The sequence below is a fragment of the Aminobacterium sp. UBA4834 genome, from assembly GCF_002400205.1.
In the GTDB taxonomy this organism is placed as follows: Bacteria; Synergistota; Synergistia; order Synergistales; family Aminobacteriaceae; genus Aminobacterium; species Aminobacterium mobile.
Genome location: NZ_DHFC01000016.1, coordinates 66,219 through 92,559, shown reverse-complemented (window position 1 = coordinate 92,559; position 26,341 = coordinate 66,219). Strand labels below are relative to the sequence as shown.

The following is a 26,341-nucleotide window of genomic DNA, read 5'->3' as shown; positions in this document are numbered from 1 at the left end:
TTTACGATTAACAGGAGGGGGTGACACTAAGAGCTGAGGAATAGAATTTTAGGGATGTAGGTCAGGAAATGAGCTGGTTTTGACTGCAAGGTGTACTAAAAAGGAGGGAATTTGTAAATGAATTCTAAGATGCTCAAGGCACTAACTCTCGCTTCTCTCGTTGTTTTCCTCGCTGGGACAATGGCTTCTGCCTGTACAACCATTCTGGTGGGGAAAAAAGCTTCTACTGACGGTTCCGTTATGGTCACCCATACGTGTGATGGCTGGTACGATAACCGGGTTCAGATTATTCCTGGTGGTACCCATAAAGAAGGGGAAATGACCCCTGTCTATAAAGAAATTTGTCACGGGACTCGCCCCGATAAGCCTCTTGTAAAGGTTGGGGAAATTCCTCAGGCTAAAGAGACGTATACCTATTTCCATGTAGGGTATCCTTTTATGAACGAACATTCTCTCATTATAGGCGAGGATACATGGAGTGGCCGAGACGAAAACTATTGTGATAAAGGCTGGTTCATGATTGAACAGCTAGAAGTTTTCGCTCTTCAGAGAGCTAAAACCGCCCGTGAAGCCATCCAGGTTATGGGCGAGCTCGCAGAGAAATACGGATATGGTGATGGTGGCGAAACGCTGACCATTGCAGATAAAGACGAAGCTTGGATGTTCGATATTTGTGGCCCTGGTCCTCTCTGGACTCCTGAAAGTGGCAAACCTGGCGCCGTATGGGTCGCTCAGCGTGTTCCAGATGACTGCTTCGCCATGGCAGCGAACCGCTCTCGCATCGGAGAAATCAAATGGGACGACAAAGATAACTTTATGTACTCCAAGAACATTAAAGACTTTGCCAAAGAGATGGGCTGGTGGAAAGAGGGAGAAAAATTCGTCTTCCATAAGATATATAATCCTGAACCCTACGGGACCCCTTATTATCAGCAGCGCCGCGAATGGGGCGTTATGAGACTCCTTGCTCCATCCCTCAAACTGGCAGAAAATGCAGCTGAGATGTATCCTCTTATGGTTAAACCCGACAAAAAGCTCTCTCCGAGAGACCTCATGGCCGTGAACCGAGACCATTATGAAGGCACTCGCTTTGATCTCACGAAGGGGATGGCTGCAGGGCCCTTTGGGAATCCCAATCGTTATCCTACGCCCAAATCAGTTCGTCCTGAAAACATGAAGAACGTAGACTGGACTCGGGCCATCTCCATTTTCCGCTGCTCCTATAGCTTTGTAGCACAGGCACGAGACTGGATGCCAGAAGCCGTTGGCGGCGTACTCTGGTTTGGTGAAGATGCACCTCACTCCACCGTCTATATGCCTATTTATGCCGGCGTGACAAGTCTGCCCAAGAGCGTTTCCGAGGGCAAACGAGCCGAATTTGATCCTGATTCTGCCTACTGGGCCTTCAACTTTGTTTCTAACTGGGCCGACTTGAGATATGATCGTATGATAGAAGATATTAAAGCTGCGCAGAAATCCTATGAAGACGAGTTCTTTATGATGCAGCCTCAGATCGAGGAAAAAGCGCTGGCGCTCTATAAGGAGAATCCAGCGAAAGCCAAAGAATATCTCACCAAGTATACTAACGAAACTATAAACAACGTTGTGGACGGCTGGTGGAAGCTCGGCTGGACACTGGTAGGGAAATATTCTGACGGCTATGTCACAACCCCTGACGGGAAACAGGAAGCTCCTGGATACCCAACAGAGTGGCTTGAAACAGTTGGATTCAGCAAGGATGAAGCTGAGCCTAAGAAATAAGAACTTTAGAAATGATAAGAGGCTGCCGTAACGGCAGCCTCTTATTTTCCTTGGGCTAAACGAACTATGTAATTCAATGGCAAAGGGAAAGCAACTTCAGGAGAAGGTCCCACAGCCTCTCTCGTTTCATCAAACTCCATTTCATAGAGTAAACGGCTGATCTCTAATTTTAGAGGATCATCTGTCTCATAAGGGATAGAAAAACGACGATACCCAAACTGTTCGGCAAAAAAACCCAAATTAGGGTCCCCTTTTACTTCCATCATCGCCTTCATAAAATGAGACAAAAAATCTTCATCATCAAAGAAAGGAGTTACACTGGTCAGTACAATAGATTTAAAACTCCCTAAAAGCATGGCGCGGTTCCAAAAATTACAGAGAGACATACCGGCCCTTATACCGCGACTTTTTTCTGTTTCACGAGCTGCTAAATCTTCCATAAGCTCGGAGTATCCAAACACTGCAGTAAACCCAAAAGATAACCCTTTCCCCCGTCCAGGAATAATCATCCGATCTCGCAGAAAAGGCCCCGCAAAACCGAGACGTGGGCTCGATACATAAAACAACTCACTTTGTAGAGCCAAAGAAAGGTTCGCCAAAGTTACAAGTTCGCCACTGTACATATAGTTCACTGATATGGGACGATAGTCTATGCCTAAAGGCAACCAAGAGACCACATCCATATCGAGATTCACATTCCAATATGGAAGAGATTTCAACATTATCATCCCTCCTCCTACAAGAAAATCCGAACAACGATATCTCAATCACTCCACTCTCTCAACCGCTTTCTTACGAGTTTGATATACTTAAAAAAAATGAACGAGGAACCATTATGCCGCATAAATCATCTTTTCTGGAAAAAGAACCTGTTCTCCAATTAATTTCAAGACTTTCCCTACCCGCCATAGTAGGCATGATAGCTCAAGCACTTTACAATGTGGTAGATGCTATTTTCCTGGGGCAGGGAGTAGGGATGCTGGCCATTGCCGGAGTTTCTGTAGCCTTTCCAATACAAATGATTATTATAGCCACAGCTCAAATTATTGGAGTGGGAGGCGCCTCTATTATCTCACGAAGTCTCGGAGAGAGGAACAGAGAAAAAGCAGAAAGAACTCTTGGAAATCTTATAGGAGCCTCTATAATTTCCAGTTCTTTGCTTGCAATCCTTGGGAACACTTATTTAATCCCCATTCTTCGTCTTTTTGGCGCTACTGACGCAATACTACCTTTTGCTTCGACATATATGAGAATATTGTTTTTAGGATCTATCTTCTTTGCCTTTTCCATCGCTTGCAATAATACTGTAAGAGCGGAAGGCAACGCCCGTTTTGCCATGGGGACCATGCTTATATCTGCTGGTATTAACATTGTACTTGACCCTATTTTTATATTTACTTTAAAAATGGGAGTCAAAGGTGCGGCTATAGCGACAATTATAGCTCAAGCTTCCTCGGCCTTATGGTTGGCATGGTATTATTTTTTTAGAAAAAGTGAAGTCCGCTTTAATCTTATCCACCTCAGACCCTATCCGTCAATTCTTCATGAAATGGTTCTAATAGGTTTTGCTGCCTTTGTTCGCCAAGGAGCAGCCAGCCTTTCTCTTATCGTCATTAATCGCCAGTTAGCTCTATGGGGGAACGATGCGGCTATTGCCGCTGCCGGCATTCTTTCCCGTATAACCCAATTTGCCCTTATGCCTATTTTCGGCCTTGTTCAAGGACTTCTTCCCATTGTTGGATATAATTACGGAGCTCGTCTTTTTTATCGCGTGACAGCCACAATGAAGTTGACAATTCTAATCTCCACTATAATTTGCTCCATCGCAGCAACCTTTATGTTTTGGGCCCCCGGAATGCTTCTTTCGCCTTTTACATCCCATACAGACGTTCTCCGCATTGGCATTAAAGCTTCTCGTTTTATGTCTTTAGGCTTTCCTTTAATAGGTTTTCAAGTCATGGCGTCCGGTCTTTTTCAGGCTATAGGCAAAGCCCGCCCTTCTCTTCTGTTATCCATGCTTAGACAAGTACTGCTCCTCGTTCCGCTTGTCCTCATCCTTCCCTTGTTAAGAGGCCTTCAAGGAATATGGATTGCTTTTCCCCTCTCCGACATTTTTGCCGCTATAATAACGCTGTTTCTCTACATAAAAGAAGTAAAACAGCTTGAATATTGCTATACCAACCATAATAAGACATCGTGTCATAAAGGAGAATAAGATCGTGGATTTCATAGTAACGTGGCTTGTACAAACTATTGGACGTCTCGGCTATACAGGTATTATTTGCCTCATGTTTTTGGAATCTTCTTTTTTCCCTTTCCCTAGCGAAGTCGTGGTCCCTCCTGCTGGATACCTCGCTTCGATTGGAGAAATGAACCTATGGCTTGTTGTTCTTTCTGGCATTATAGGAAGTATTTTAGGCGCTCTTTTCAACTACTGGATTTCTCTCCGTTTCGGCCGGCCTTTTTTTGAAAAATACGGACGATACTTTTTTATCAGCAAAGATACACTTGATAAAGCTGATCAATTTTTTGCTCATCACGGACATATCAGCACATTAATAGGAAGACTTCTTCCAGGAATACGCCAATATATCTCTCTCCCCGCAGGACTTTCTCGAATGCCCCTCCTCCCCTTCTGCTTCTTTACAGCATTAGGTTCTGGGCTGTGGGTTACTATTCTAGCTTTAGTAGGATACTGGGTTGGAAATAACAAAGAGTTAGTAGGACAATATCTTCACTCTGTTACTATAGGGGCCACTATTTTTTGCACTGTTCTCGCTGTAATCTACGTACTTTACATGCGGAAAAAAGGGAAGACAAAATAAGGAACAGCCCCCAATCGTGCCTCCAAATGTTGGACCTTCTGTTCAACTTTTTGGGGCTACTCTAATAGGAGGCTGTTCTTTCGCACCTTAAAGGAACATCGCTGCAGTAAGGAAGTGTGTAAACATAGCTGGATTCTGTTCTATCTGACTTCCACAAAAATCCCCAGTCCGCCGTGCACGTTTAAGGAAATCCTTATTACCTTCACGACGGTGAAAACGGAGAAGATTCATCACTGCCACGGAGTTCCCCGAAATTGTAGCGCCATCTTCTATATCTTTAGGATTGAAAAAAAGCAGGCTTTCTTTACGCTGAGACATGAAATAGCCACCATGCTCCTCATCAAAAAAACGTCGATTCGTCTCATCTAGAAGCCAGCGAGCCTTCTTCCCATACGTTGTATTTCCAGTAGCCTCCTCTAGCTCTAACAACCCCCAGATCAAGAAAGAATAATCTGAAAGGAATCCTTCTACTCCTCCCTCTCCCTGAACGATGCGATGAACCACACAGCCATCAGAAGAGACAGCTTTCGCTAAAAGGAAATCCGCCGCCCTCTTGGCTTCCTCAACATATCGAGGCTCCTCAAAAACCCGACCAGCATAGGCTAACGCGGCGATCATCAATCCATTCCAGTCTGTAAGAATTTTTTCATCCCTATGAGGGCGAACCCGTTCATTCCTCATATCAAAAAGTTTCGCACGAGCTATCGCCAACTGTTTCTCTATCTCTTCCAAATCCATATCCACGTCTTCTGCAAGCTCAGGGAAAGAGAGGGGCATATAAAGAACATTTTGTCCTAGACGACTCCCTGTCATTTGCTGGTATATATTCCCCTTACGCTGTATGCCATATGCCCGAATAAAAAGATTCGCTTCAGATGCCGGCATGACCTGTCGAATTTCATCTTCTGTCCAAAGGTAGAAACGACCCTCCAGCCCTTCGCTATCTGCGTCCTCTCCCGTATAAAAAGCACCACCTGAATCTCTCATATCGCGCAAAACATAAGTAGCAATGTCCTGCACTACTTTCGTGTAAGAATCTTGTCCCATTAATTCCCATGCTGACGTATAGGCAACCATAAGCAAAGCTTGGTCATAAAGCATCTTCTCAAAATGAGGGACTCTCCATTCCCGATCAGTAGCATATCGGGAAAAGCCACCCCCAATATGATCATGAATCCCTCCCATAGCCATGCGGTCCAGGGTTTTCTGAACCATCTCAAAAACTTCCTTCTCCCCAAAAATCTTGCTGTACTCAAGCAAAAACAAAATAATGTGAGGAGTGGGAAACTTGGGGGCATCAAAAAAACCGCCCCCTAGGGGGTCAAAACGCTGCCGAAGCTCTTTATAGGCTTCCATAACAGTTTTCTGCCCTGGGCATGCTCCTCTGCTCTCCACATGGCTTTTTTCCAACGCCTCAATAATACTATCGGCTGAACGAAGGACTTCTTGCTGTTTCATAAGCCATAACCACTTAACACGGGGAACCATCTCTACAAGTCCCGGAATATTTTTTATCGTCCTTTTAGGAACATATGAAGTGGCAAAGAAAGGTTTTCCTTCTGGCGTGAGGAAAAGATTGAGAGGCCAGCCGCCACTACCGTTCATAATAAGGCTCACAGCCATACACGCATAGTCAATATCGGGACGTTCCTCCCTATCTACTTTTATACAGACACATGCATCATTAAGAAGAAGAGCGACTTCGTCGTCATTGAAACTTTCCCGCTCCATTACATGGCACCAATGGCAGGTAGAGTATCCAATACTTAAAAAAATAGGTTTATTTTCCGCCTTTGCTTTTTCAAAGGCTTCTTTCCCCCAAGGATACCAATCTACAGGATTGTAGGCATGCTGAAGTAAATAAGGACTCTTCTCTTTTATGAGTCTATTTGCTTTTCTACCCATATAATCACCTCAGATAAAACTACTGCCGCAAATGGAAAGATTAGGGCGTCAAGGGCAACGCCTTAAAACAAGGTAAGGATATCTTCTATTTTTTCAAAAGTCTTCCAAGCTCCGGAAGCTTGCAATTCTTCTCTAGAAAAATTCCCCGTCGAAAGCCCTAAACCTCGAACCCCTGCAGCTACAGAAGTCATCATATCCAAATCTGTATCTCCTACATAAAAAATCTCTTCTGGATCAGTTTTGAGAAGCTCCATGCTCTTATATAGGATATCGGGAGCTGGCTTGGGGTTCTCAACATCCTGAATACCGATAATATACTCAAAAAAACCTTCAAGTCTCTGCGATTCCACTACAGGTCGAGCATTCTGACGATTCGAGGCTACAGCAAGTTTTATCCCTTTTTTCTGGAGAGATTTTAAAAGAGGAACAGTACCTGGGAAAACTCGAATTCCTGCGTACTCCTGCTCTACAAAAAATCCTCGATATCGAACAAGCCAATCTTCTTCGAAACGTCCCCAAAGAAAAAGCCATCCATCCCGAATAGGCATCCCTATAGTTTTAAGTACCTCTTCCCTCGTAACAGGTCTCAACCCTTGCTCTTCTGCTAAACGATTCGTGCATTCTGTAATCGCATAGCTACTATCAGCCAATGTCATATCAAAATCGAAAACAACCGCTTTCACCACGTTCATACCACCTCAATGAAACTACCTTTATACATATAGTTTATAGTTTAAAGAATCGTACCCCAAGTAAATAAAAAAAGCAAAGAAAGCCATAGTGCCTGTAGCTTCCCCTGCTTTTATCAACACATTCTTCTACTTCTTCTACATCATTCGATGTGCTTAGAAAACGGAACGGCAAATCAACACTTTTTTCCCTATATACTCAAAATACTCTATAGAAACTACATCGTTTTGAAACTTCATATTTTTTCTGACAAACAAGCTCATCTGATCGTTGGAAATTTCTATAAAAGATTCAGGATCCCTGGGTTCTCGACTCTTCACGAGAGCCGATTCCTCCTCCCCTCAAGCTCCCCTGTAATATCCCCAATCTAAATAGAGGGGTGCTGGAAGAGTTTTCATATATTCGAGAGCCGGCGCCGAAATGACCAACGTGAGCCTCTTCTCCTTTTCTGTTTCCGCCCAGGTTCCGGCAAATGCTCCGAGAAAAAGGCTTCCCAAAATAATCATAGAAAAAATAATTCTTTTCATTTTATCCCTCCTTCTCTTGCACTTTATGTAAAGTATATCTCAAATCGCCTTCTTGTTACTAGAGGAAGCTGAATATTAGGGTAAAATAAAACTATCGTATTATATTTGCTGTAGGAGGGATTTCTTGTGGGAACACAACCCAGGGTTGTTTTATATCGTCATATTTCTGAACTGGAAAAGGAGCTTCGTTCCCCCAAAAGTCTGGATGCAACATCAAAGGTTTTCTTCGTCCCCACAAGCCGCGATAAAAAACTTTTACAAGACATTCTACTGCCCCAAGGAGCTTGGGGACACTCTCAGCCAGCCATATGGCGATGGGAAGACCTCACACAAAATATAGTTAGAGTCCTTCACCAAAAAGGCATTCGAGTAGAGCCTCGCCGTCAAATAGACCCTCCAGATCATTGGCTTATTATTCGTCATATATTGAAGGAATATCTTGGGGGATGCCCTGAAAATTCACCATTACCGCCGGGGGTGCGTCAACCAGGCTTCGCTTCTATATTAGGAGCTCATTGTCGAGAACTCCTCAGAGAGGCTATTCAACCTGAAACCCTCGGCCTTTCTCTTGGATGTTCAAGGTGTACACCCACTTCCTGTCCTCTCGAAAAAAGTGGGGAAGGGGTTCTCTGTCTTCTTTATCACCAATATGTACGCTATCTTTCTGCCTATAATCTTATGGATAGTGCACAAGTACCTCTTGTCACTCTTGAACTTCTTGAAAAAGGCGGAAATATATCTCAAGAATGGATAGAAAAACAGAACTTTCTTTTTGTAGGATTTCTCAGCTTCAGCTCAAGTCAGAAAGTGCTTCTATCAGAGATAATGAACATGGGTGGCCATGTCTCAATATTTTCTCCCACCACCGGAATAAAAAGCCTATACACAACAATAGACCAATTCCCTTGGGGTACCCTCGAATCAACGCCTTCTTCTCAAACAACAGACTGTATTCGAGTAACTGCCGGATCTCCTCGAATGGAAATTGAGGTTTTGGCAAGAGAGATGGTGCTTTGGCACAATCAAAAGGGATATTTTTCTGTAGCTGCCCCTGAAAGGAAGGCTCCTTCTTGGGATTCAACAGGCGTGCTTATAGAAAGAAGTTCCCTCTCTTTAACAGAGGAAGTATTAAAACGTTACCGCATCCCCTACAGCGTTAATGAAGGGCTTACTGTGGATCAAACTCCTCTTTGGGATCTGGCTCAACGAATATGGGAAGTGGGTGAAGAGTGGTGGCCTCTTGAAAAGACATGGTCTCTCCTCAGAGAACCCTGTTTAGCCGGGAAAGAACTACAAACTCCTCCTCCACCAGATATTTTCTCTCTTAGCGAGGAGGGATGGAACTATTTTCTCCAGCAAAAAGCTCCCGAAAGAGGGGTGGGATCCTTTAAAAAAATGGTCTCTTTTGTAAAGAAGCTCCGAACTGGAGGAACGCCTTCCGACTTATTGCAAGCTCTCTATTCTTTGGCAACAGATGCTCCTTCGTGGGGACCAGAACTCTCTGAATGGGCCATAAATCATCCCGAACTCGATGAAGCTCTTCGCCGGCTCAATGCGGCTTTACGAGAAACAGAACATAAAATAGAAAACCTTGCAGAAGTGGAGAACAGAATCGGTCCAGCAGGGCAAGATACTCTCTCTAACGGACATGCTATGACATTTTTGTGTCATTGGGCATCTGTAGCTACCATATGGCTTCCCCCATCTGTAAAAGGAGCACTTGCTCTTTATGTAGGAACTCCACCTGTCCTGACCCAACGGTCTCTATGGATCATGCCAGGCCTTACTGCTGCAGTTTGGCCTGGAAAGCTCAGTGAGTCCCCCCTTCTCCCAGATCACCGCAAAGCAATACTTCACGAAATCACCGAAACAGAGAGGGGACATCTCCCCCTTCTCAAAGAAAAACGGCAACAACGAGAGGGACTTTTTCGTCGGTTACTCGCCTGTGGAGAAGAAGCTGTTATTATAAGCTCTCCTGCAGCCGACTCCTCAGGACGCCCCTTACCGGTGACCCCTTTTATGGGCAATGCTCTTCTAGATGGATGGATAACGCTACCTCAAGACATAGATCCTTTAGAACGTTCTCTCAGCAAACTTTTGCCAGGAGAGGATGATTTTATTATAGAAAAGGTAGAGATCCGAGAGAATGCATACCCTTTTCAGGGGGCTAAGCGGCAACTTCCTGTTGATCATCATATTGCACCCCAGCCTCTCCATGGGCAACTCAGCAAACTTGATGATTACATAAATTGCCCGTTCCGTTTCTCCTGTACAACTTTGTTCGACATAAAAGGGCCTGCCTCCTTCGGAGCTGACCCGCGAAATATTGGGTCCGCCCTCCACACTCTCTGGGATAAAGTTTGGAACGTCTATCTAAAAGGAAAAGAACCTCTTCCATATCTTGTCCCTTCTTTTTGGGAACAAGCTCTTCAGAAGAGTTACCCACAACTTTTAGAGTCATCATATCTGGTGCGATATCGAGAAAACCTCCTTTCTCAATGCCTCTCTATGGCTGAAATTCAGCAATCTATAGAAGAGGCCGGGCTTGCTGAATTGCGACAGCAACAGTATCGTGAAAAAGATCTCCCCGTACTCACCATAGGAGGAGTCCCCTTCACGGGACGTGCGGATCGTATTGAATATTTACGAGATGGACGGATTCTCATCTTCGATTATAAACTTGGGAAAAGTAATGGGCGAAATAAAAGCTTGCAACTTGCAGCATATGGGCTAGCTCTTCTTGAAGGAGAAGGAGTCTTGCCGGCACCAATACAGGAGATTAGTGGAACTATCTATATATGTCATGAGGATTGCACTCTTACTGGCTATATTTCTTCCGGCGACCTTCAATGTATAGTGGGGGTAAAAAACGGGCGGGATAACATGGGGTTACAAAGGACTATGAACGAAGCTAAACAAGGATTGAAGGAGATGGCACAAAGCCTTATCTCCACACAATATCCTCCTCGCTATAATTCAGATGTCTGCCGATATTGCTCTCTTGCACAACTATGCCGACGCTCAGAACTATCAGGACAAGGAGAAGAAAATGACGAAGAATAACCACCTTGAAACCTTCCTTAGATCTCAAACAGAGCTAGGACAATTTCAGGCTATTACCGCTGACGACCCCCTCGTGGTTGTAAGCGCAGGTGCTGGTACTGGTAAAACATGGACCTTGGCTTGGCGCTTCATTTGGGCTATCGCCACAGGTCGAGCCAAAGTAGATGAAATTCTTACTTTAACTTTTACTGAAAAAGCAGCGACCGAAATGTCTGAACGGATTAGAAGCTTGCTCTTGGACCTTTCCAGAAAAATACCTTCGTATAAAAAGATCTTTTTAGAAGCTGCTCAGAGAATTGATGAAGCATATATCTCCACTATTCACGCATTCTCAATGCGAGTCCTTAAAGAAAGCGGGCTCTCAACAACTCTTGACCCCGAATCGAATATAGTAGCACCTCCACAAGAGGTTTTGTTCTGGGATGAGGGGGAGAAAGCCCTGGATCTCTGGGATAAACACTGGTTCCAACGACAGCTTCCCAAAGAGTGGCACGCAAAAGTCAAAGAGCTTCTGGACGATCCTCTTTTTATGAGCTGCGTCAACAATTTTGGCCCATCAGCTATAGTCGGAACGGCTCAAAGCTGCCTGGCTCTTTTCGCAAGCCAAGGACTATCGCCAGAAGATATATGGACTTGGGGCAATGAACTCGCAGATCGAGACGCATCCCTACTTCAATCCCTTAAACCTGTTATCTTTCAGCGATGGAGGGATGAATGGAATAAATTCCTTAAGCCGCAAGAAGGGCTTTTCTATTCTTTAACGGAACTAGGAAGGTCAAGTAAGACCCTGAGCCAACGAATAGAATCTCTCGAGAGAGATTGGAATACCTGTCCCTTAGATGAAAATCTGCCCACATTCATAGAATCATTAATTCTCTGCCTTAAGGGAGCTTCTGGCAAACTAAGTGATGAAATTGCGGAACATTTAGGAGAACCAGTGCGAAGCTACAGAGATCGTCTGAAAAAAGATGAACCTTGGCTTGAGGCTTATAGCAAAGGGATAGGAGAAAACGAACACGTTTACAGACGATATATTATGCAAATATCCGCTCTTTTCTGGAAAGGATGGGACATTTTTCGGCACAGGGAAAACCGACTCTCCTTTGATGATATGATTCGTTATGCAATAGAAGCCTTGGGAAATAGTCCCCACTATGCTTCTCGATTTAAGGAAATTCTAGTCGACGAATTTCAAGACACAAATCCCCTTCAAGACCAGCTCATTCAGGAAGTTTGCCAGGAAAACCAACGCCTTTTTATTGTAGGAGACCTTAAACAATCTATTTACCGCTTCCGCCATGCAGATCTTACCCTCTTCGGCTCCTATATTCGTCGAGCTCAAAGCGGAGAAGGGCGTTATATAGTTTTAGATACCAGTTTTAGAAGCCGAGAAAACCTTGTTCAGGGAGTAAACAGTCTTTTCGCCCTCCTTTGGGAGAAAGGGTTAGGAGAAGAGCTTCCCCTTCCTTACGACCCCTTAAAGGTGCCCCGACACCTTGAGTTCCATGAAGAACGGCAACAATGTACCGTTGATCCCCTTCTGTTATTTATAGAAGCGGGAGAGAAACAAGAATCCATCGATGATGTACGACTCCGCCAAACGCGAAGGCTTGCTCATACACTTTTCTCCTATCATCACAAAAAAAAGACAATCTGGGACAAGAAAGAACAAATACAACGTCCTGTACAATGGAGCGATATGGCAATTCTTGTACCTTCTCGCTCCATATGGTTCCCTCTATTAGAGAAAGTATTCTTTGAGGAATTTCATATTCCTATATATTTGGAAGGCAGTACCAGCTACTTTTCTAGAAGCGAAATTCAAGACCTCATAGCTTTGCTGAATTTTCTAGATAATCCTGAGAGTGAAGCAGATCTCATGGGATTTTTATCTTCCCCCTTTTCTGGCCTTTCCCTGGAGGATGTTCGAAACTTGGCTTCTCAACATCCTGCCGGCTATCGAGTTCAAGCTTTCTGTCAAGAATACCCAGAACTTGCCCTCATGATAAAAGATTGGAGACTCACAGCCCATCTCCTCGGTCCATCAGCCGTTCTCGCTTCTTTTCTAGAAAGAGGGGCAACCCTTCTGGTCTTTCCTGCATGGAAAAGACGCAGAGTAGCAGCCAACTTGAGGAAAGCAGTAGACATCGCACGAGAGTTCGAGTCATCTATAGGAACAAGCCTTCCTGGATGTGCCGCATACCTGAGAGAAGCGGTACGACGACAGGAAAAAGTAGAAGAAGCAGATTCTGCCGGAGAAAAAGAGGACGTTATTCGCGTTTTGACCGTACATGGATCCAAGGGATTGGAGTTTCCTGTTTTGGCTTTAATGGGAATGGAACGAACAAGCAATAGTGGAGAAAAAAGTAGCCTCATCCCCTCTAAGAAACTCGGTATTGCTTTAAGTCGTATTCCGGGAAATGAAGACGATAAAAGTCCTCTTACCTGGTCTTTAGCCAAATTATTAGAAGCTCGAGACGAATATGAAGAGTGGCAACGCCTCTTTTATGTGGCCTGTACCCGTGCCCGGGATAGTCTTATCCTCTGCGGGGCTCTTCCATTCAAAAAAGAAGGGCTTACCCCTAAAGAAGGATCTTGGCTGGAAATGCTTTGTAAAAAAGAGGGGGATATCGCTGCTTTTATACAGAAAGAAGACCTTCCGACACTCTCCTCACCTTTTAATGAAGGCAAAGAGAAAGAACAAGAGAATGCTCCCATAGCCGTCCCATGCCCCGAGCAAAACTGTCTATTTCTTAGCAGAGTAAGCGCAACATCTTTTGCTCTTTATAGATATTGCCCCTACGCTTTCCGTTTAAAACATAGGCAAGGGCAAGAGCTCGTATGGGAACAGCCCAGCGATGAAAGATATGAAGGAGGAACAGATCTTGGCAGCTTGGCTCACTATCTTCTCTCGCAATGGAATTTTGTAGAAGAACCAATAGAAGTTTTTTTCCCAAACGAAAATAACTGGCAGTTATTCGGAGAAAAGCTACCTTCGGACCTTAGACCCATCTGGTTTCATAGAGGCGTTCCTCATCAGCTCTATACATGGCTTTCTACTTTCCAAAAGAGCCCAACTGTAGAGAGAATTCAAAAACATGCTGACACCGTCCTGAAAGAGGTCCCATTCCAACTCCATATTCCACAAGGGCCACAAATGGGAGGAGCTATCGATCTTCTTTGGAAGGAAGGAGATTGCCTCTTCATAAGGGATTATAAAATTACAACTATTTCGAAAGTGCCAGAAAATCTTTATAACGACCAAATTCTTTTTTACGGTCTCGCAGCTCAAAAGATCTTCGCGCCCTCTCGAATATCTCTTGCTTTATGGCATCTTCGAGAGGGACAGGAAGAAAAAGTGGATACTCCCGACCCTCAAGGATGGGAGGAACTTGAGGAGGCTATCAAAACCATGGCAAAAGGAGGGATAGCGGGGCCTTTTTCCCCTCTCCCTGGACGTTGCACTCCATGCCCTTTCAAGCATGAATGTTCATGGCCGTCCAGATACGGTTGCTACAGCCTATAGAGACTTCCAGCTCTTGAATCCTTTCCCAACTACTTCGGAGGCCTCGTTAATAGACATAAAAGCATGGGGATCGTTCTCTGCGAGGAAACGTTTTAGAGCCACAACTTGTCGAGGCTCTAAAAGGGCCAAGAGGACAATTCGTTCCTTCCCAGAAAACCCTCCCTCTCCATGAAGAAGAGTTACTCCCCGATGGAGGCTTCCCGTAATAAACCCTGACACTTCATGGGGATGATTCGTAATAACAAACACTTGCTTCCGCCTGTCAAAGGAACGGGTCGTATTGTCGAGAACGATCCCATATATATAGAGAGCAACGACGCCATAAATAGTAGACTGAATTCCCACAACAAAGGCGGAAAGAAGCAGTATCACGGAGTTACACGATATGGAAAATTGCCCCATCTCTATGCCATAACGTTTACGAAGGGCCATACCCGGTATGTCGAGCCCTCCTGTAGATGCCCCCATTCTAAGAATTAGGCCTGCCCCAAATCCCTTTATGACCCCGCTAACAACTGCCGCCATAAATTTATCATTGAGATTAAGGAATGGAATAAACTCAAAAACTTTGATTAAAAAAGAAAAAAGAATAATTGAAAACAACGTCCAAATTACAAATCGAGGCGAGAGCTCTCGCCAGGCCCAGAGCATCAATATGGCATTGCCTATAAGAATAACCCAGGATGGTGAGATACCCCATACATAATTAGAGAGTACTGCAAGCCCTGAAACTCCCAGGTCAGGGAATCGATTAGGCATAATAAAAATAACCACTGCAAGGGCCATGAGAACATTGCCCACAATAACAGCAGCAAAAGTCTGCCACTCTGAGCGAAGAGCAGAACCGAGATGAAAAAGAGTTTTTTTTAACAAAGAAAAGAATTTCAATTAAGAGCTCCTCCTTAAAACTTATCAAAAGCAAGACTCTACCATATTTGGTATAATATTTAGGTTGCAGCCACAGGAAAAGAAAGGATGTAAGAGCATGTTTATTCCCCTCGAAGGACAAGGTATCATTTCGGCAGGAAAAATAGTCGCCATAATACGTCATGGGGACGAAACAGCTCTCTATCTGAAAGACGGATCAGTTGCCGCTACTGGTTTTAAACCTGAAACTCTGTCAAGAAGATACCGCGCTTTCACGAAAGAATCAAGACGTCGTGCTCAGGAATTCAAGCAAAAGTACCAAGGAGGAGATCATATATGACAACACCGGCCAAACAGTACACGGCCAAAGACATACAAGTTCTGGAAGGCCTTCAAGCCGTTCGCAAGCGCCCTGGCATGTACATTGGAGATACGGGGCCTCGGGGCCTCCATCATCTCGTGTACGAGGTCGTTGACAACTCCATAGACGAAGCTATTGCCGGTTACTGCGACAAGATCTCTGTCATTATCTATGAGGATGAGAGTGTCTCGGTTGAAGATAATGGACGGGGAATACCTACAGATCCTCACCCATCTAGCGGTCGTCCAGCATCGGAAGTTGTTCTTACTGTACTTCACGCTGGAGGGAAATTTGATAACCAGGCGTATAAAGTTTCGGGAGGACTTCATGGCGTTGGCGTTTCTGTCGTCAACGCACTGTCTCAGTGGCTTGAAATTACCATATATCGAAATGACGTAGCCCGGAAGCAACGCTTTGAGAAAGGGATACCAGTTACAGATTTGTCAGAAGGGACCCCCACTACAAAAAGAGGGACTCTGGTATGTTTTCACCCTGATCCAACTATTTTCGATGAAGTACGATTTTCCAGTGAGGTACTAGCAGGACGTCTTCGGGAAATGGCTTTCTTGAACCCCGGTTTGCGCATAACCCTTGAAGATCGCCGTTCCGGTAAAACCATAGACTTCCACTACGAAGGCGGCATCAAAACCTTCATCGAATATCTTAACAAGGGGAAAACTCCTCTTCATCCAGAACCTGTTGTTATCCAGGGGGAGAAAGATGGAGCCTCTGTAGAAGTAGGTATTCAGTATAATGATGGGTACTTGGAAAGAATCTATGCCTTCACAAATATGATTCATACTATTGAGGGTGGAACCCATGTCTCTGGATTTAGAGCAGCTCTTACCAGAGCCATTAATGAAGTAGCAAGAAGAACCAAAATGCTTCGTGAAAAAGATGAAAACCTTTCTGGTGAAGACTTAAAAGAAGGATTGACTTGCGTTATCTCAGTAAAAATGTCGGACCCTCAATTTGAAGGGCAGACTAAAACAAAGTTAGGGAATAGTGAAATAAAAGGAATCACTGATTCCATTGTCTACGACGGTCTTCTTACATATATGGAAGAACATGAGGACGTACTTAAACCTGTTGTAGAAAAGGCTCTGAAGGCTCGGCAAGCCCGGGCCGCAGCAAAGAAAGCCCGAGAGCTTGTACGTAAAACGGCTATGACAGGCATGAACCTTCCTGGTAAGCTCGCAGACTGTTCCAGCAAAGATCCTCACATCAGTGAAGTCTACATCGTCGAAGGAGAGTCAGCAGGCGGCAGTGCCAAACAGGGACGCGACAGAAGTTTCCAGGCCATCCTTCCATTGCGTGGGAAAATACTTAACGTGGAGAAAGCTCGTTTTGACAAAGTTTTGAGTAACAACGAGATCCGAACTATCATACAGGCATTAGGCTGTGGCATTGGTGATGACTTTGACTATGAAAAGTTACGATACAACAAGGTTATTATCATGACAGATGCTGACGTAGACGGAGCCCATATAAGCACATTGCTTCTCACCTTCTTTTTCCGCTATATGCCAGACCTTATAGAAAAAGGCCATCTCTACTTGGCTCAGCCCCCCCTTTATCGCGTTCAGCAGGGGAAAAAAGTTACCTACTGTTTTAGCGATAAAGAGCTACGTCAAACTGTGGATTCTTCCTCAGACCCCAAAAGAGTTGGCGTACAGCGTTATAAGGGCTTGGGCGAAATGAATCCTGAACAGCTATGGGAGACCACGATGGACCCTCAAAATCGAGTTCTCAAACGCATCGAGGTTGAAGATGCCATGGCAGCTGATGAATACTTCAGCATTCTTATGGGCGATAAGGTGGAACCGCGGCGAGATTTTATTGTTGCCAATGCCCACGAAGTTCGAAATCTCGACGTTTAAAAAATCTGTAAAAAACATCAACCCCCCTCTTTTTTGAGGGGGGTTCTTTATTCTCTTCTGTATAACTCTATAAAAATTAAACTTCCATATTCTCTATATTTTTTTATCCGTAAAAACAACCTCTTCTTTCTCTGAAAGAGTTTATAGTGTATCATTTTCCCAAGTCTTACATTTTGGGGGGGTGTATTCTTGACTTAATCTTCACCTGTTATTTTTCGAAACACATTTAACGACAGAAAGGGATGATCATCGTGTTTTCTTACATCACGAGGAAAATTCTCTACACTATTCCTGTTGTGTGGGGCGTTATAACTGCTGTTTTTCTCCTCATTAATGTAGTGCCCGGAGACCCCGCCATGATTATGATGGGGCAACGTGGCGACCCAGAAACCCTTGCAAAAATACGAGCGGATTTAGGCCTTGATCTCCCGCTCCACGTCCAGTACGTCCGCTTTATTTCTCAAGTATGCAAAGGAGACCTTGGAACATCCTATCGAACAAACGAAAAAGTGTTCGATGCTATTGTAAATCGCCTTGGGGCCACTGCTAAATTAGCTGTCGGAGCTCTTATTGTAGGAACTACTATCGGCATTTTAGCCGGTATTGTCTCAGCAGTAAAACAATATTCTGTTTTTGATTACTCGGCTATGTTTGTTGCCATAGCAGGAGTCAGCGCGCCAGTATTCTGGATTGGTCTCCTGTTATTATTTGTTTTTGCGTATACTCTTGGATGGATTCCTGGAGCGGGATATGGAGATGGCTCTTTAAAATATCTCATACTTCCCATGATCACATTAGGCATTCGGCCTGCCGCATTAACAGCCAGGCTTACCCGATCCTGTATGCTTGAAGTCCTCAGTCAAGATTATATCCGAACTGCCCGCGCTAAGGGGTTAGGCAAAAACATAGTCATTATGAAACACGCCCTCAAAAATGCCATGATCCCTATCATCACTATTATTGGAACTCAAATAGCATCTCTTCTCTCTGGCGCTGTTCTGACAGAAACAATCTTCGCATGGCCAGGCATTGGACGACTTTCTGTAGATGCCCTTATAGCAAGGGATTTCCCCATGATTCGTGGAACCGTTATCTTCATGGCGATCATCTTCCTCATCGCCAACCTCATCGTCGACATTTCATACGGTTTCTTCGATCCACGAATCCGTTACGACTAAACTGACAGGAGAAAGAGTTATGGCAGAAAAAATCACTACTGGTAACCTATGGTACGAGGCTTGGATTCGTTTCCGTCGCAACAAGTTGGCTATGATAGGCCTTTTTATGGTTATCAGCTTGCTTATTGTAGCTATTTTTGCGCCTCTCATAGCTCCTCATGACCCTATTAAACAGCTCGTCTGGACAGAAGGGATCAAAGCAAAACTTGCCTCTCCTTCTGCAGAACACTGGATGGGCACAGATCTTTACGGGCGGGACATTTTAAGCCGAATTATTTATGGGGCCAGAATATCGTTGCAGATTGGAATTTTTGCTACCATCGTGTCCCTCCTTTTAGGCGTTACTCTTGGTGCCTTGGCAGGATATTTTGGCGGGTATATAGATGACATCATTTCATGGCTTATTAATGTCGTCTTCGCTTTCCCCTTCTTCCTCTTCGTTCTTGCCGTCGTAGCTGTTTTTAAAAATCCTGGGATGATCGTCATCTTTATCTCTATTGGTATAGTTTCATGGGTTCCTATTGCCCGTGTAGCCAGAGCTCAGTTTATTTCTCTTCGAGAAAGAGAATATGTTGAGGCGACAAAAGCCCTTGGATTGCCTACTTCAAGAATCATTTTTCGTCACATTCTTCCCAATGCCATCGCTCCTATCATCGTACAGGCCACATTGGGGATGGGCGGAGTTATTACTACCGAAGCCGGTTTGGCCTTCCTCGGCTTTGGCGCACAACCACCTACGCCAAGCTGGGGACTTATGATATCTGAAGGCCAGCGATATTTGACCACTGGGCAATGGTGGTGGGCAATATTCCCCGGATTAGCGATTATGTACACCGTTCTCGCTTTTAACTTCGTAGGTGATGGTCTTCGCGACGCTCTTGATGTACGGTTGAAAAGGTAGGGGAAAAACATGGCATTGCTAGAAGTCAAAAACCTTAAAACATATTTCGATACAGATGCTGGAACAGTGAAGGCAGTCGATGGCGTCTCCTTTTCAGTAGAATCTGGCGAGACTCTAGGAATAGTGGGAGAATCCGGATGTGGAAAATCAGTTACATCCCTCTCTATTATGGGGCTTTTGCCACGCCCAGCTGGTCGAATAGCTGGAGGCAGGATCATTTTTGACGGGAAAGATCTCACTACATTATCGGAAGAAGAGATGCAAAAAATTCGAGGGAATGACATCTCCATGATTTTCCAAGAGCCTATGACGAGTCTCAATCCTGTCTTTACTATTGGTGAGCAGATTATGGAACCTCTTCGGCTTCACCAAAACATGGATAATAAGGCGGCTTTCGAAAAAGCAGTGGAACTTTTGGAGTTGGTAAGTATTCCATCCGCTCGTCAAAGAATGACAGAGTATCCTCATCAGCTTTCTGGAGGAATGCGACAGAGGGCCATGATAGCCATGGCGCTAGCATGCAACCCATCCCTTCTCATTGCCGACGAACCAACTACAGCTCTTGACGTAACCGTTCAAGCTCAAATTCTTGATCTCATGAACGAACTCAAGAAAAAAATGAATTCGGCTATTATTTTTATTACACATGACCTCGGTGTCATAGCCCAAATGGCGCAGAATGTAGTTGTTATGTATGCAGGGAAAGTTGTGGAGAGAGCACCAGTCGTCCCTCTTTTTAAAAAACCTCAGCATCCCTACACCCGTGGCCTCCTTCACTCTATCCCTCATCTCAATACACAGGCAAAACGACTTGATGTTATACCTGGCGTTGTTCCAAGCCCGTTGAATTTCCCTTCTGGCTGTAAATTTCACAATCGCTGCTCCGAATGTTTCGATCGATGCACTACAGAGGAACCGCCCCTTTATCTTCTTTCCAATAATCGAGCTATTCGATGCTGGCTCTATGAAGATCACCCCGAGAAGGTAGGTGTGGAAAATGAATAAAAACGATCAGGACTTTCTCAGGGTCGAAGGGCTCAAAAAATATTTTCCTATAAAGAAAGGAATATTCAAAAAAACCGTTGGCTACGTAAAAGCTGTGGATGGCGTGTCCTTCACTATAAAAAGAGGGGAAACTCTTGGATTAGTAGGAGAGTCTGGATGTGGCAAATCTACAACAGGCCGGACTATTATGCATCTTCTCACTCCCACAGCCGGATCTGTTTATTTCAAGGGAAGGGACGTGGGGGAAACTCTGAAGGAAAATCCTGCGGAGATTCGGAAAAATATCCAGATTATCTTTCAAGACCCTTATGGGAGTCTCAATCCCCGTATGACAGTGCAAGAAATAGTAGGAGAAGCCGTAAAATTTTACGGCATTGCCACGGGAAAAAAAGAGCTGGATACCTACATTACAAACATTATTGTGAAAGCTGGGCTTCTTCCGGAGCACCGCTTCCGCTATCCCCACGAGTTCTCAGGGGGGCAGAGACAGAGAATAGGCATCGCCAGGGCCCTAGCCTTAGCCCCAGAGTTTATAGTTTGCGACGAGCCTGTAAGTGCTTTGGACGTCTCTATACAGAGCCAGGTTCTCAACGAGCTTATGGATCTGAAAGAAGAGTTCGGCCTCACATATCTTTTTATTACCCATGACCTCTCTGTGGTGAAATTTATTTCCGACAGAATTGCTATTATGTATCTTGGCACTATAGTGGAGTTAGGGGGAAAAGAAGAGATATTCAGGCATCCCATGCATCCCTATACAAAAGCCCTTCTTTCATCTATCCCTCTCCCCGACCCCGAGCAACGAGGAATCCGAATTCCCCTGGAAGGAGATATTCCTTCTCCCGCCAATCCTCCAAAAGGCTGCCGCTTCCATACCCGTTGCCCATATGTCATGGAGCGCTGTTCTCAAGAAACTCCCGAGCTTAGAGATCGTGGAGATGAGCATTACACTGCCTGTTTCCTCCAAGAAAAATAAAAAGCTCCGTTATATAAAAGAGTGCCAGGCTCTATATGCTTACTATAAGAGAGGGACTTTAAAAAGTCCCTCTCTTATTTATCCTATCGTCTTTTCTAAAAAACTTATGAAATTTCCGCCTATAACTTTTATTACTTCATCCTCACTATACCCTCTCGATAGAAGCTCTGCTGTAAATTCTATAGAATGATGGTGCCCTTTAATACAATCATAATTTCGATGAGGTCCCGGCTTGGTAAAATCTCTCATTTCATCACAAAAATCGAAACCAAAACCTACATGATCTACTCCCACTAAACTCCGGATATGATCTACATGATTGGTCAGATCTTTCTCGTCCAGCTTTTTTACATCCGGATCCCCTACAAAAGTACTACAAACATTCATACCCATAACTCCACCACTTCGTGCCAATTTGCCAATTAAATCATCTGTGAGATTTCTCATAGAGGGCATTAACGATCTACAGTTAGAATGAGAAGCCATGATTGGTCCCTGATACAAACTAAACAGATCTTCCATTCCTTCATCATTAAGGTGGCTTATGTCAAAATACATACCCAGGCGGGTGGCTTCTCGTACAACTTTAACGCCAAATTCTGTTAGCCCACCCTTTCGCCCTTCCTCTACCGGATTAAAAAAACAACCATCTGCGGCAAAGTTCCGACGGCTCCATGTAATTCCAATCCCTCGCACTCCCAACTCATAAAAGATACGAAGCAAAGCGAGATCATTTCCTATAGGTTCAAGTCCCTCAAAGGAGAGGAGAATTCCAAGTTCCCCTTTTTCTTTGGCATGGCGTATCTCCTGGGTATTCCTACACAAAGAAAAGAGGCCTGGGCTTTCCTCCATTTCTGCGTGAAGTACGCTCACTAAATCCAAGGCTCGGCGCAATCCCATTTCAGGCAAGTACTCGTTAGGGACGAAAAGAGACGAAATGACAAGGTTGACTCCCCCTGCCCTCAAAGAAGGAAGATAATCCCGTTCAATAACGTGAGTCTCTCCTTTCAACCGTTTCCCTAACACCAATGGTAAAAGATCGAAATGAGCATCCACAACCATGTGCTTTTCATGAAGTTCCTGAGCCTTTTCGTAATAAGAAAGAGTTACATTGCTTCCATCGGTCATAAACTACGCCTCCATATTCTAGAAAGTTGGGATACACGGTGTTCGAGGATTGAAAGGATCTCTTCCCCACACCACCAAAGCTACTCGAAGATAATAAAGATGTGCAACTAACCTTTAAAATTATATCCTCTCTTTCTCCCTTTGTTGTATAGTAGATATGTAATGCCACTATTTCTGGAGGTGTTCATCATGGATTTTTTAAGCTTACCCCCATCTTATACAACACCTATGAGTGTTCGAGGTTTTATGATCTTCGAAGATGCAAAGCTACCAGATTCCTTGGCCCCCTATAGTGACTTTCTTTCGAAATGGGGTAAAAAGGGTGCCATTCAGTTTATTCCGCTTTCCGAAGGCTCCTATTGGCTTGCTGTTATTGGGCTCGGAAAAAGAGTTGAACGATCTTCTGATCTTACAACCCTATACCGAAATAAAACTGCTGAATATATTAGGAAAGGGACAACCATAGGGCTTAAAATTTTTTCTCTCGCCCTCCCCGAACCTCCCACAGCCGCCAGCAGCAAAGCTATAGCTGAAGGTGCTATTCTTGGCAATTACCGGTTTACTAAATATCGCACTACCGACACATCTCCTGCTGCAACATGTGAATCTTTCTTCCTTGAAGGCGGGGACCTTCAAGCCATGGAGCAGGGGCGTCATGTTGCTACCGCTCAAACATACTCGCGAGACCTAGCCAATGAGCCAGGCAATGTAATCACTCCCCTCATTATGGCCGACATTGCCCGAGAAATAGCCTCCCGTCATGGAATGGAACTCACTATTCTTGACGAGCAACAGATTCAAGACAAAGGCCTTTTAGCTCTTTGGCATGTAGGAAAGGGTTCTAAAACACCCCCAAGACTCGTTCACCTTACATATCATCCTCAAGGGGAAGAGACCCTTGGAAAAATAGCCCTCGTAGGAAAAAGCGTTACCTTCGATAGCGGCGGGCTTTGTATAAAAACTAGGGATGGCATTAAAACCATGAAATGCGATAAAACTGGGGCCTGCAATGTTCTAGGCATTATGAATGCTCTTCCAGCCCTTCAATGCCCCTACGAAGTTCACGGTCTCTTCGGTGCTGTAGAAAACATGCCCGACGGCAATGCCTATAGACCCGACGACATCATCCGCGCTTTCAATGGCAAGACAATTGAAATTAAAAACACTGACGCAGAGGGACGAGTGACTCTAGCAGATATGCTTGCTTACACATCCACTCTCAAGCCTAACGCTATTATCGACATGGCCACTCTTACAGGTGCTGCTGTCACCGCCCTTGGAAACTATACTGCTGGCCTTGTTTCTGACTGGGACAAGCTGAGTAACGACGTGCTTCTCTCTGCTGAAAAAGCAGGCGAGCGGTTCCACCGTTTTGCCATGGACGACGAAAAGCTTCGGGAACAAATTGATACCCCATACGCAGATGTAGTAAACACTGGTGGCCCTGGAGGCGGCGTTATTACAGCCGGCATGTTCTTAAGAGAATTCGTAGATCCTACTATTCCATGGGCTCATCTCGATATAGCCGCAGTAGATTACTACGAAAAGGAATTCGATTGCTACGGTCTCGGCGCTTCTGCTTTTGCAACTAGAACCTGCCTCGAATATCTACTCGCCGAACATAAATAATAAATAAAGATAAGAGCACCCCAAACGCTGGATTTTCTGTCCGACTTTTGGGGTGCTGAACAAACTGTTAGAGCATCCTCTTTATCTCTTGTCTTTCAAAAAACGATCAAACCAATTTGTCATTTCCCTTAGGCGGGCAAGACGTTGCCGGGGCTTCCCGCTTCGGCTCAATTCATGGTTCTCGCCTTTAAAAACACACATACGGCTTTCAACGCCATGACGTTTTAAAGCGGAAAACATTTGCAATCCTTGTGACAATTCGCAACGATAATCTTCATCGGAGTGAAGAAAAAGAGTTGGAGTTTGAGCCTGATCTGCATACTTTAAAGGAGAATGCCACCATAATTTTTCTACATCAGTCCAGATATCAGCAGCTTGCTGATCTGGCACGAAATAATACCCTATATCAGAGACCCCGGCTTTCGACACCCAATTACTGATGCTTCGTTGGGAAACAGCCGCTTTGAAAAGGTTGGTATGCCCAATAATCCAGTTCGTCATAAATCCACCATAAGAGCCACCTGTAACTCCAAGGCGATTTCTATCCACAAAAGGAACATTTTCTATAATCCAATGGGTAAAAGTCATTATATCTTCATAATCTACAGTACCATACTTACCTCGAATATCATCAAAGCCATTCCCTTTCCCGTCGCTTCCTCTGGGATTGCAGAAAAAGACTCCGTATCCCTGAGCAGCCCAATATTGCATTTCATGGAAAAAGACATCCCCAAAAGTCATCTTGGGGCCACCATGAATATTTAAAATAGCAGGATATGTTCGGTCCTCTTCGTAATTTACTGGTTTCATGTACCACCCATCTATAGGCATATCCGTCCCATTATCCACAACCACATGAACAGGTTCAGGGAGGTTACACTCTTCTCCAAGCCAGTCATTAAAGTGAGTTACCTGTTGTTCTTTACCATCTTTAACAAGATAAAGCTCCTGAAGAGCAAGACCTTTTAAACCTATAACAGCAGCCATGTCTTTATATATGCGATAATCATCCACCGAAAAAAGGTCATGGGTGACCTGTTTTATAGAACCATCCGACTTGATAGTGTGAAGATGAGAACGGAAATTATCAGTGGAAACAAACCAAACTGTATCGTCTTGGGCATAAAAAGCGAGGTTCAGATCTGTTGTTCCATATCGACAATCGCATCCGATAGAGTTCCGCAAGCCTCGATCTAAATCGGGAGATATACACTGAATATCCTGCTTGAGAATCTTATAAAATTTAACATTTTCATTGACACCGTGTTTATCTAAATAACTACCAGTAACCCAAATGTCTCCATTAACATAACCTGCCCATCTACACGTGAACGTCTCTCCTTGCAGGCGTTCGGAACCTCTTCCAGTCGTAACATCGAACTCCCATAAAACGTTATAAAGCCCTTTAACATAACGATAGCGTGGCCCCCAGGCCAAAACCTTCTTGCATTTTTCATCGATGCAAAAGTTTTCCACATCCATATCTTCAGGAGAAAGCCGCGTTAATTCTCCTGTGGAAAGCTTATACACATATAATCCATTACGGCGTTGGCCCGTATATCCTTTGCCATTGGAACAGAACGGAATCTGATCAAAAACTATATAGTCCCCTTCATCTGGGTTCTCATACTTTGGCTCGAAAGAAGCTGTGATTAAAAGCATATCGTTGTTAAGAGCAGCGAGCGATGAAAGAGACATGGGAATCTGAGCTAAAGAATATGCTTCCCCTCCATCTATAGATATAGAGTAAAGATACGTCTTATTTTTTTCTGGCTCTTGTCTCTCACTGGCAAAAATAAGAGAACGTCCGTCTGGCTTCCATGCAAAAATTTTTTCTTTCCCCGAGGTAGTAAGTTGACGAAGATCTCCCCGAGAAAGATTGTAGATCCAAAGGTTTGTAGAGTAACAATTCTCCTCTCGTAAAGCTTGGTGAACCCGGAAACAAATATGCTCGCCATCTGGAGAAAATGAAGGCACTGAAAGAAAACGATATTTCAACAAATCTGTTATTTCTACGTTTCGTTTCATAGAGGGTATAAGCTCCTTTCACGTGTTTCTCTTCTTCTAATATCCAATCGAAAGAGGGAGACCGTTTCACGGTCTCCCTCCTTAAGTTCCG

General features: G+C 44.4%; 20 protein-coding genes. 12 read left to right on the top strand and 8 right to left on the bottom strand.

Annotated features, from left to right (window positions below):
- Positions 1-117 precede the first annotated feature (117 nt).
- Entirely contained in the window at positions 118-1,761 is a 1,644-nt protein-coding gene (locus B3L97_RS05685; RefSeq protein WP_024821572.1) for a dipeptidase, read from the top strand.
- Between the two features lie 41 nt (positions 1,762-1,802).
- On the opposite strand, the gene B3L97_RS05680 is transcribed toward B3L97_RS05685, so the two are convergent.
- On the bottom strand, positions 1,803-2,483 hold the full coding sequence (locus B3L97_RS05680; RefSeq protein WP_286934515.1) for a hypothetical protein: 681 nt from the start codon (positions 2,481-2,483) through the stop codon (positions 1,803-1,805).
- Between the two features lie 113 nt (positions 2,484-2,596).
- Between B3L97_RS05680 and B3L97_RS05675 the strand changes: the two genes are divergently transcribed.
- Entirely contained in the window at positions 2,597-3,976 is a 1,380-nt protein-coding gene (locus tag B3L97_RS05675; protein WP_024821570.1) for an MATE family efflux transporter, read from the top strand.
- Between the two features lies 1 nt (position 3,977).
- Positions 3,978-4,586 (top strand): DedA family protein, encoded by a 609-nt coding sequence (locus tag B3L97_RS05670; protein WP_024821569.1) that lies wholly within the window; start codon positions 3,978-3,980, stop codon positions 4,584-4,586.
- 87 nt (positions 4,587-4,673) lie between these two features.
- Here the strand turns inward: B3L97_RS05670 and B3L97_RS05665 are convergent, their stop codons facing one another.
- The 4 genes from B3L97_RS05665 to B3L97_RS05650 all read right to left on the bottom strand — a co-directional run bounded on the left by B3L97_RS05665 (position 4,674) and on the right by B3L97_RS05650 (position 7,708).
- Positions 4,674-6,491, bottom strand: a complete 1,818-nt coding sequence (locus B3L97_RS05665) for a thioredoxin domain-containing protein (RefSeq protein WP_286934514.1) — start codon at positions 6,489-6,491, stop codon at positions 4,674-4,676.
- Between the two features lie 62 nt (positions 6,492-6,553).
- A complete protein-coding gene (locus B3L97_RS05660; protein WP_051461088.1) occupies positions 6,554-7,183 on the bottom strand; it encodes an HAD family hydrolase in 630 nt (209 codons plus the stop codon).
- Between the two features lie 153 nt (positions 7,184-7,336).
- Positions 7,337-7,501, bottom strand: a complete 165-nt coding sequence (locus B3L97_RS05655) for a hypothetical protein (RefSeq protein ID WP_156923319.1) — start codon at positions 7,499-7,501, stop codon at positions 7,337-7,339.
- 21 nt (positions 7,502-7,522) lie between these two features.
- A complete protein-coding gene (locus B3L97_RS05650) occupies positions 7,523-7,708 on the bottom strand; it encodes a hypothetical protein (RefSeq protein WP_286934513.1) in 186 nt (61 codons plus the stop codon).
- A 126-nt stretch (positions 7,709-7,834) separates the two neighbouring features.
- On the opposite strand from B3L97_RS05650, the gene B3L97_RS05645 reads away from it, so the two are divergent.
- The gene (locus B3L97_RS05645; RefSeq protein ID WP_286934512.1) at positions 7,835-10,771 is read left to right on the top strand and encodes a PD-(D/E)XK nuclease family protein; all 2,937 of its coding nucleotides are present in this window, start codon (positions 7,835-7,837) and stop codon (positions 10,769-10,771) included.
- Positions 10,758-14,297, top strand: a complete 3,540-nt coding sequence (locus tag B3L97_RS05640; protein WP_286934511.1) for a UvrD-helicase domain-containing protein — start codon at positions 10,758-10,760, stop codon at positions 14,295-14,297. The genes B3L97_RS05645 and B3L97_RS05640 overlap by 14 nt, the downstream gene beginning before the upstream one ends.
- On the opposite strand, the gene B3L97_RS05635 is transcribed toward B3L97_RS05640, so the two are convergent.
- Complete coding sequence (locus B3L97_RS05635) at positions 14,292-15,185, bottom strand: YitT family protein (RefSeq protein ID WP_245587076.1); 894 nt, start codon at positions 15,183-15,185, stop codon at positions 14,292-14,294. The two genes, B3L97_RS05640 and B3L97_RS05635, sit on opposite strands and share 6 nt — an antisense overlap.
- Positions 15,186-15,282: 97 nt before the next feature.
- On the opposite strand from B3L97_RS05635, the gene B3L97_RS05630 reads away from it, so the two are divergent.
- From B3L97_RS05630 to B3L97_RS05605, 6 genes are all read left to right on the top strand, one after another.
- Entirely contained in the window at positions 15,283-15,504 is a 222-nt protein-coding gene (locus B3L97_RS05630) for a hypothetical protein (protein WP_286847513.1), read from the top strand.
- Complete coding sequence (gene gyrB / locus B3L97_RS05625) at positions 15,501-17,405, top strand: DNA topoisomerase (ATP-hydrolyzing) subunit B (RefSeq protein WP_024821561.1); 1,905 nt, start codon at positions 15,501-15,503, stop codon at positions 17,403-17,405. The genes B3L97_RS05630 and gyrB overlap by 4 nt, the downstream gene beginning before the upstream one ends.
- A gap of 251 nt (positions 17,406-17,656) precedes the next feature.
- Positions 17,657-18,583, top strand: coding sequence for an ABC transporter permease (locus B3L97_RS05620; RefSeq protein WP_286847549.1), 927 nt, complete (start codon positions 17,657-17,659; stop codon positions 18,581-18,583).
- A 19-nt stretch (positions 18,584-18,602) separates the two neighbouring features.
- Entirely contained in the window at positions 18,603-19,484 is an 882-nt protein-coding gene (locus B3L97_RS05615) for an ABC transporter permease (RefSeq protein ID WP_024821559.1), read from the top strand.
- Positions 19,485-19,493: 9 nt separating this feature from the next.
- A complete protein-coding gene (locus B3L97_RS05610; RefSeq protein ID WP_024821558.1) occupies positions 19,494-20,489 on the top strand; it encodes an ABC transporter ATP-binding protein in 996 nt (331 codons plus the stop codon).
- Complete coding sequence (locus B3L97_RS05605) at positions 20,482-21,465, top strand: ABC transporter ATP-binding protein (protein WP_024821557.1); 984 nt, start codon at positions 20,482-20,484, stop codon at positions 21,463-21,465. The genes B3L97_RS05610 and B3L97_RS05605 overlap by 8 nt, the downstream gene beginning before the upstream one ends.
- Before the next feature lie 78 nt (positions 21,466-21,543).
- Here the strand turns inward: B3L97_RS05605 and B3L97_RS05600 are convergent, their stop codons facing one another.
- Positions 21,544-22,593: a dipeptidase gene (locus B3L97_RS05600; protein WP_286934510.1), complete on the bottom strand. Its 1,050-nt coding sequence runs from the start codon at positions 22,591-22,593 to the stop codon at positions 21,544-21,546.
- Positions 22,594-22,782: 189 nt separating this feature from the next.
- Between B3L97_RS05600 and B3L97_RS05595 the strand changes: the two genes are divergently transcribed.
- Positions 22,783-24,222 (top strand): leucyl aminopeptidase family protein, encoded by a 1,440-nt coding sequence (locus B3L97_RS05595; RefSeq protein WP_286847518.1) that lies wholly within the window; start codon positions 22,783-22,785, stop codon positions 24,220-24,222.
- 81 nt (positions 24,223-24,303) lie between these two features.
- On the opposite strand, the gene B3L97_RS05590 is transcribed toward B3L97_RS05595, so the two are convergent.
- Complete coding sequence (locus tag B3L97_RS05590; RefSeq protein WP_286847519.1) at positions 24,304-26,250, bottom strand: alpha/beta hydrolase family protein; 1,947 nt, start codon at positions 26,248-26,250, stop codon at positions 24,304-24,306.
- Between the last annotated feature and the right edge of the window lie 91 nt (positions 26,251-26,341).

Bases quoted from the DNA above. Each gene is read 5' to 3' on its own strand.
- B3L97_RS05615 (WP_024821559.1), top strand. From the start codon at position 18,603: ATGGCAGAAAAAATCACTACTGGTAACCTATGGTACGAGGCTTGGATT.
- B3L97_RS05595 (WP_286847518.1), top strand. From the start codon at position 22,783: ATGGATTTTTTAAGCTTACCCCCATCTTATACAACACCTATGAGTGTT.
- B3L97_RS05610 (WP_024821558.1), top strand. From the start codon at position 19,494: ATGGCATTGCTAGAAGTCAAAAACCTTAAAACATATTTCGATACAGAT.
- B3L97_RS05665 (WP_286934514.1), bottom strand. From the start codon at position 6,491: ATGGGTAGAAAAGCAAATAGACTCATAAAAGAGAAGAGTCCTTATTTA.
- B3L97_RS05650 (WP_286934513.1), bottom strand. From the start codon at position 7,708: ATGAAAAGAATTATTTTTTCTATGATTATTTTGGGAAGCCTTTTTCTC.
- B3L97_RS05640 (WP_286934511.1), top strand. From the start codon at position 10,758: ATGACGAAGAATAACCACCTTGAAACCTTCCTTAGATCTCAAACAGAG.
- B3L97_RS05685 (WP_024821572.1), top strand. From the start codon at position 118: ATGAATTCTAAGATGCTCAAGGCACTAACTCTCGCTTCTCTCGTTGTT.
- B3L97_RS05680 (WP_286934515.1), bottom strand. From the start codon at position 2,483: ATGTTGAAATCTCTTCCATATTGGAATGTGAATCTCGATATGGATGTG.
- B3L97_RS05675 (WP_024821570.1), top strand. From the start codon at position 2,597: ATGCCGCATAAATCATCTTTTCTGGAAAAAGAACCTGTTCTCCAATTA.
- B3L97_RS05600 (WP_286934510.1), bottom strand. From the start codon at position 22,593: ATGACCGATGGAAGCAATGTAACTCTTTCTTATTACGAAAAGGCTCAG.
- gyrB (WP_024821561.1), top strand. From the start codon at position 15,501: ATGACAACACCGGCCAAACAGTACACGGCCAAAGACATACAAGTTCTG.
- B3L97_RS05605 (WP_024821557.1), top strand. From the start codon at position 20,482: ATGAATAAAAACGATCAGGACTTTCTCAGGGTCGAAGGGCTCAAAAAA.
- B3L97_RS05660 (WP_051461088.1), bottom strand. From the start codon at position 7,183: ATGAACGTGGTGAAAGCGGTTGTTTTCGATTTTGATATGACATTGGCT.
- B3L97_RS05590 (WP_286847519.1), bottom strand. From the start codon at position 26,250: ATGAAACGAAACGTAGAAATAACAGATTTGTTGAAATATCGTTTTCTT.
- B3L97_RS05630 (WP_286847513.1), top strand. From the start codon at position 15,283: ATGTTTATTCCCCTCGAAGGACAAGGTATCATTTCGGCAGGAAAAATA.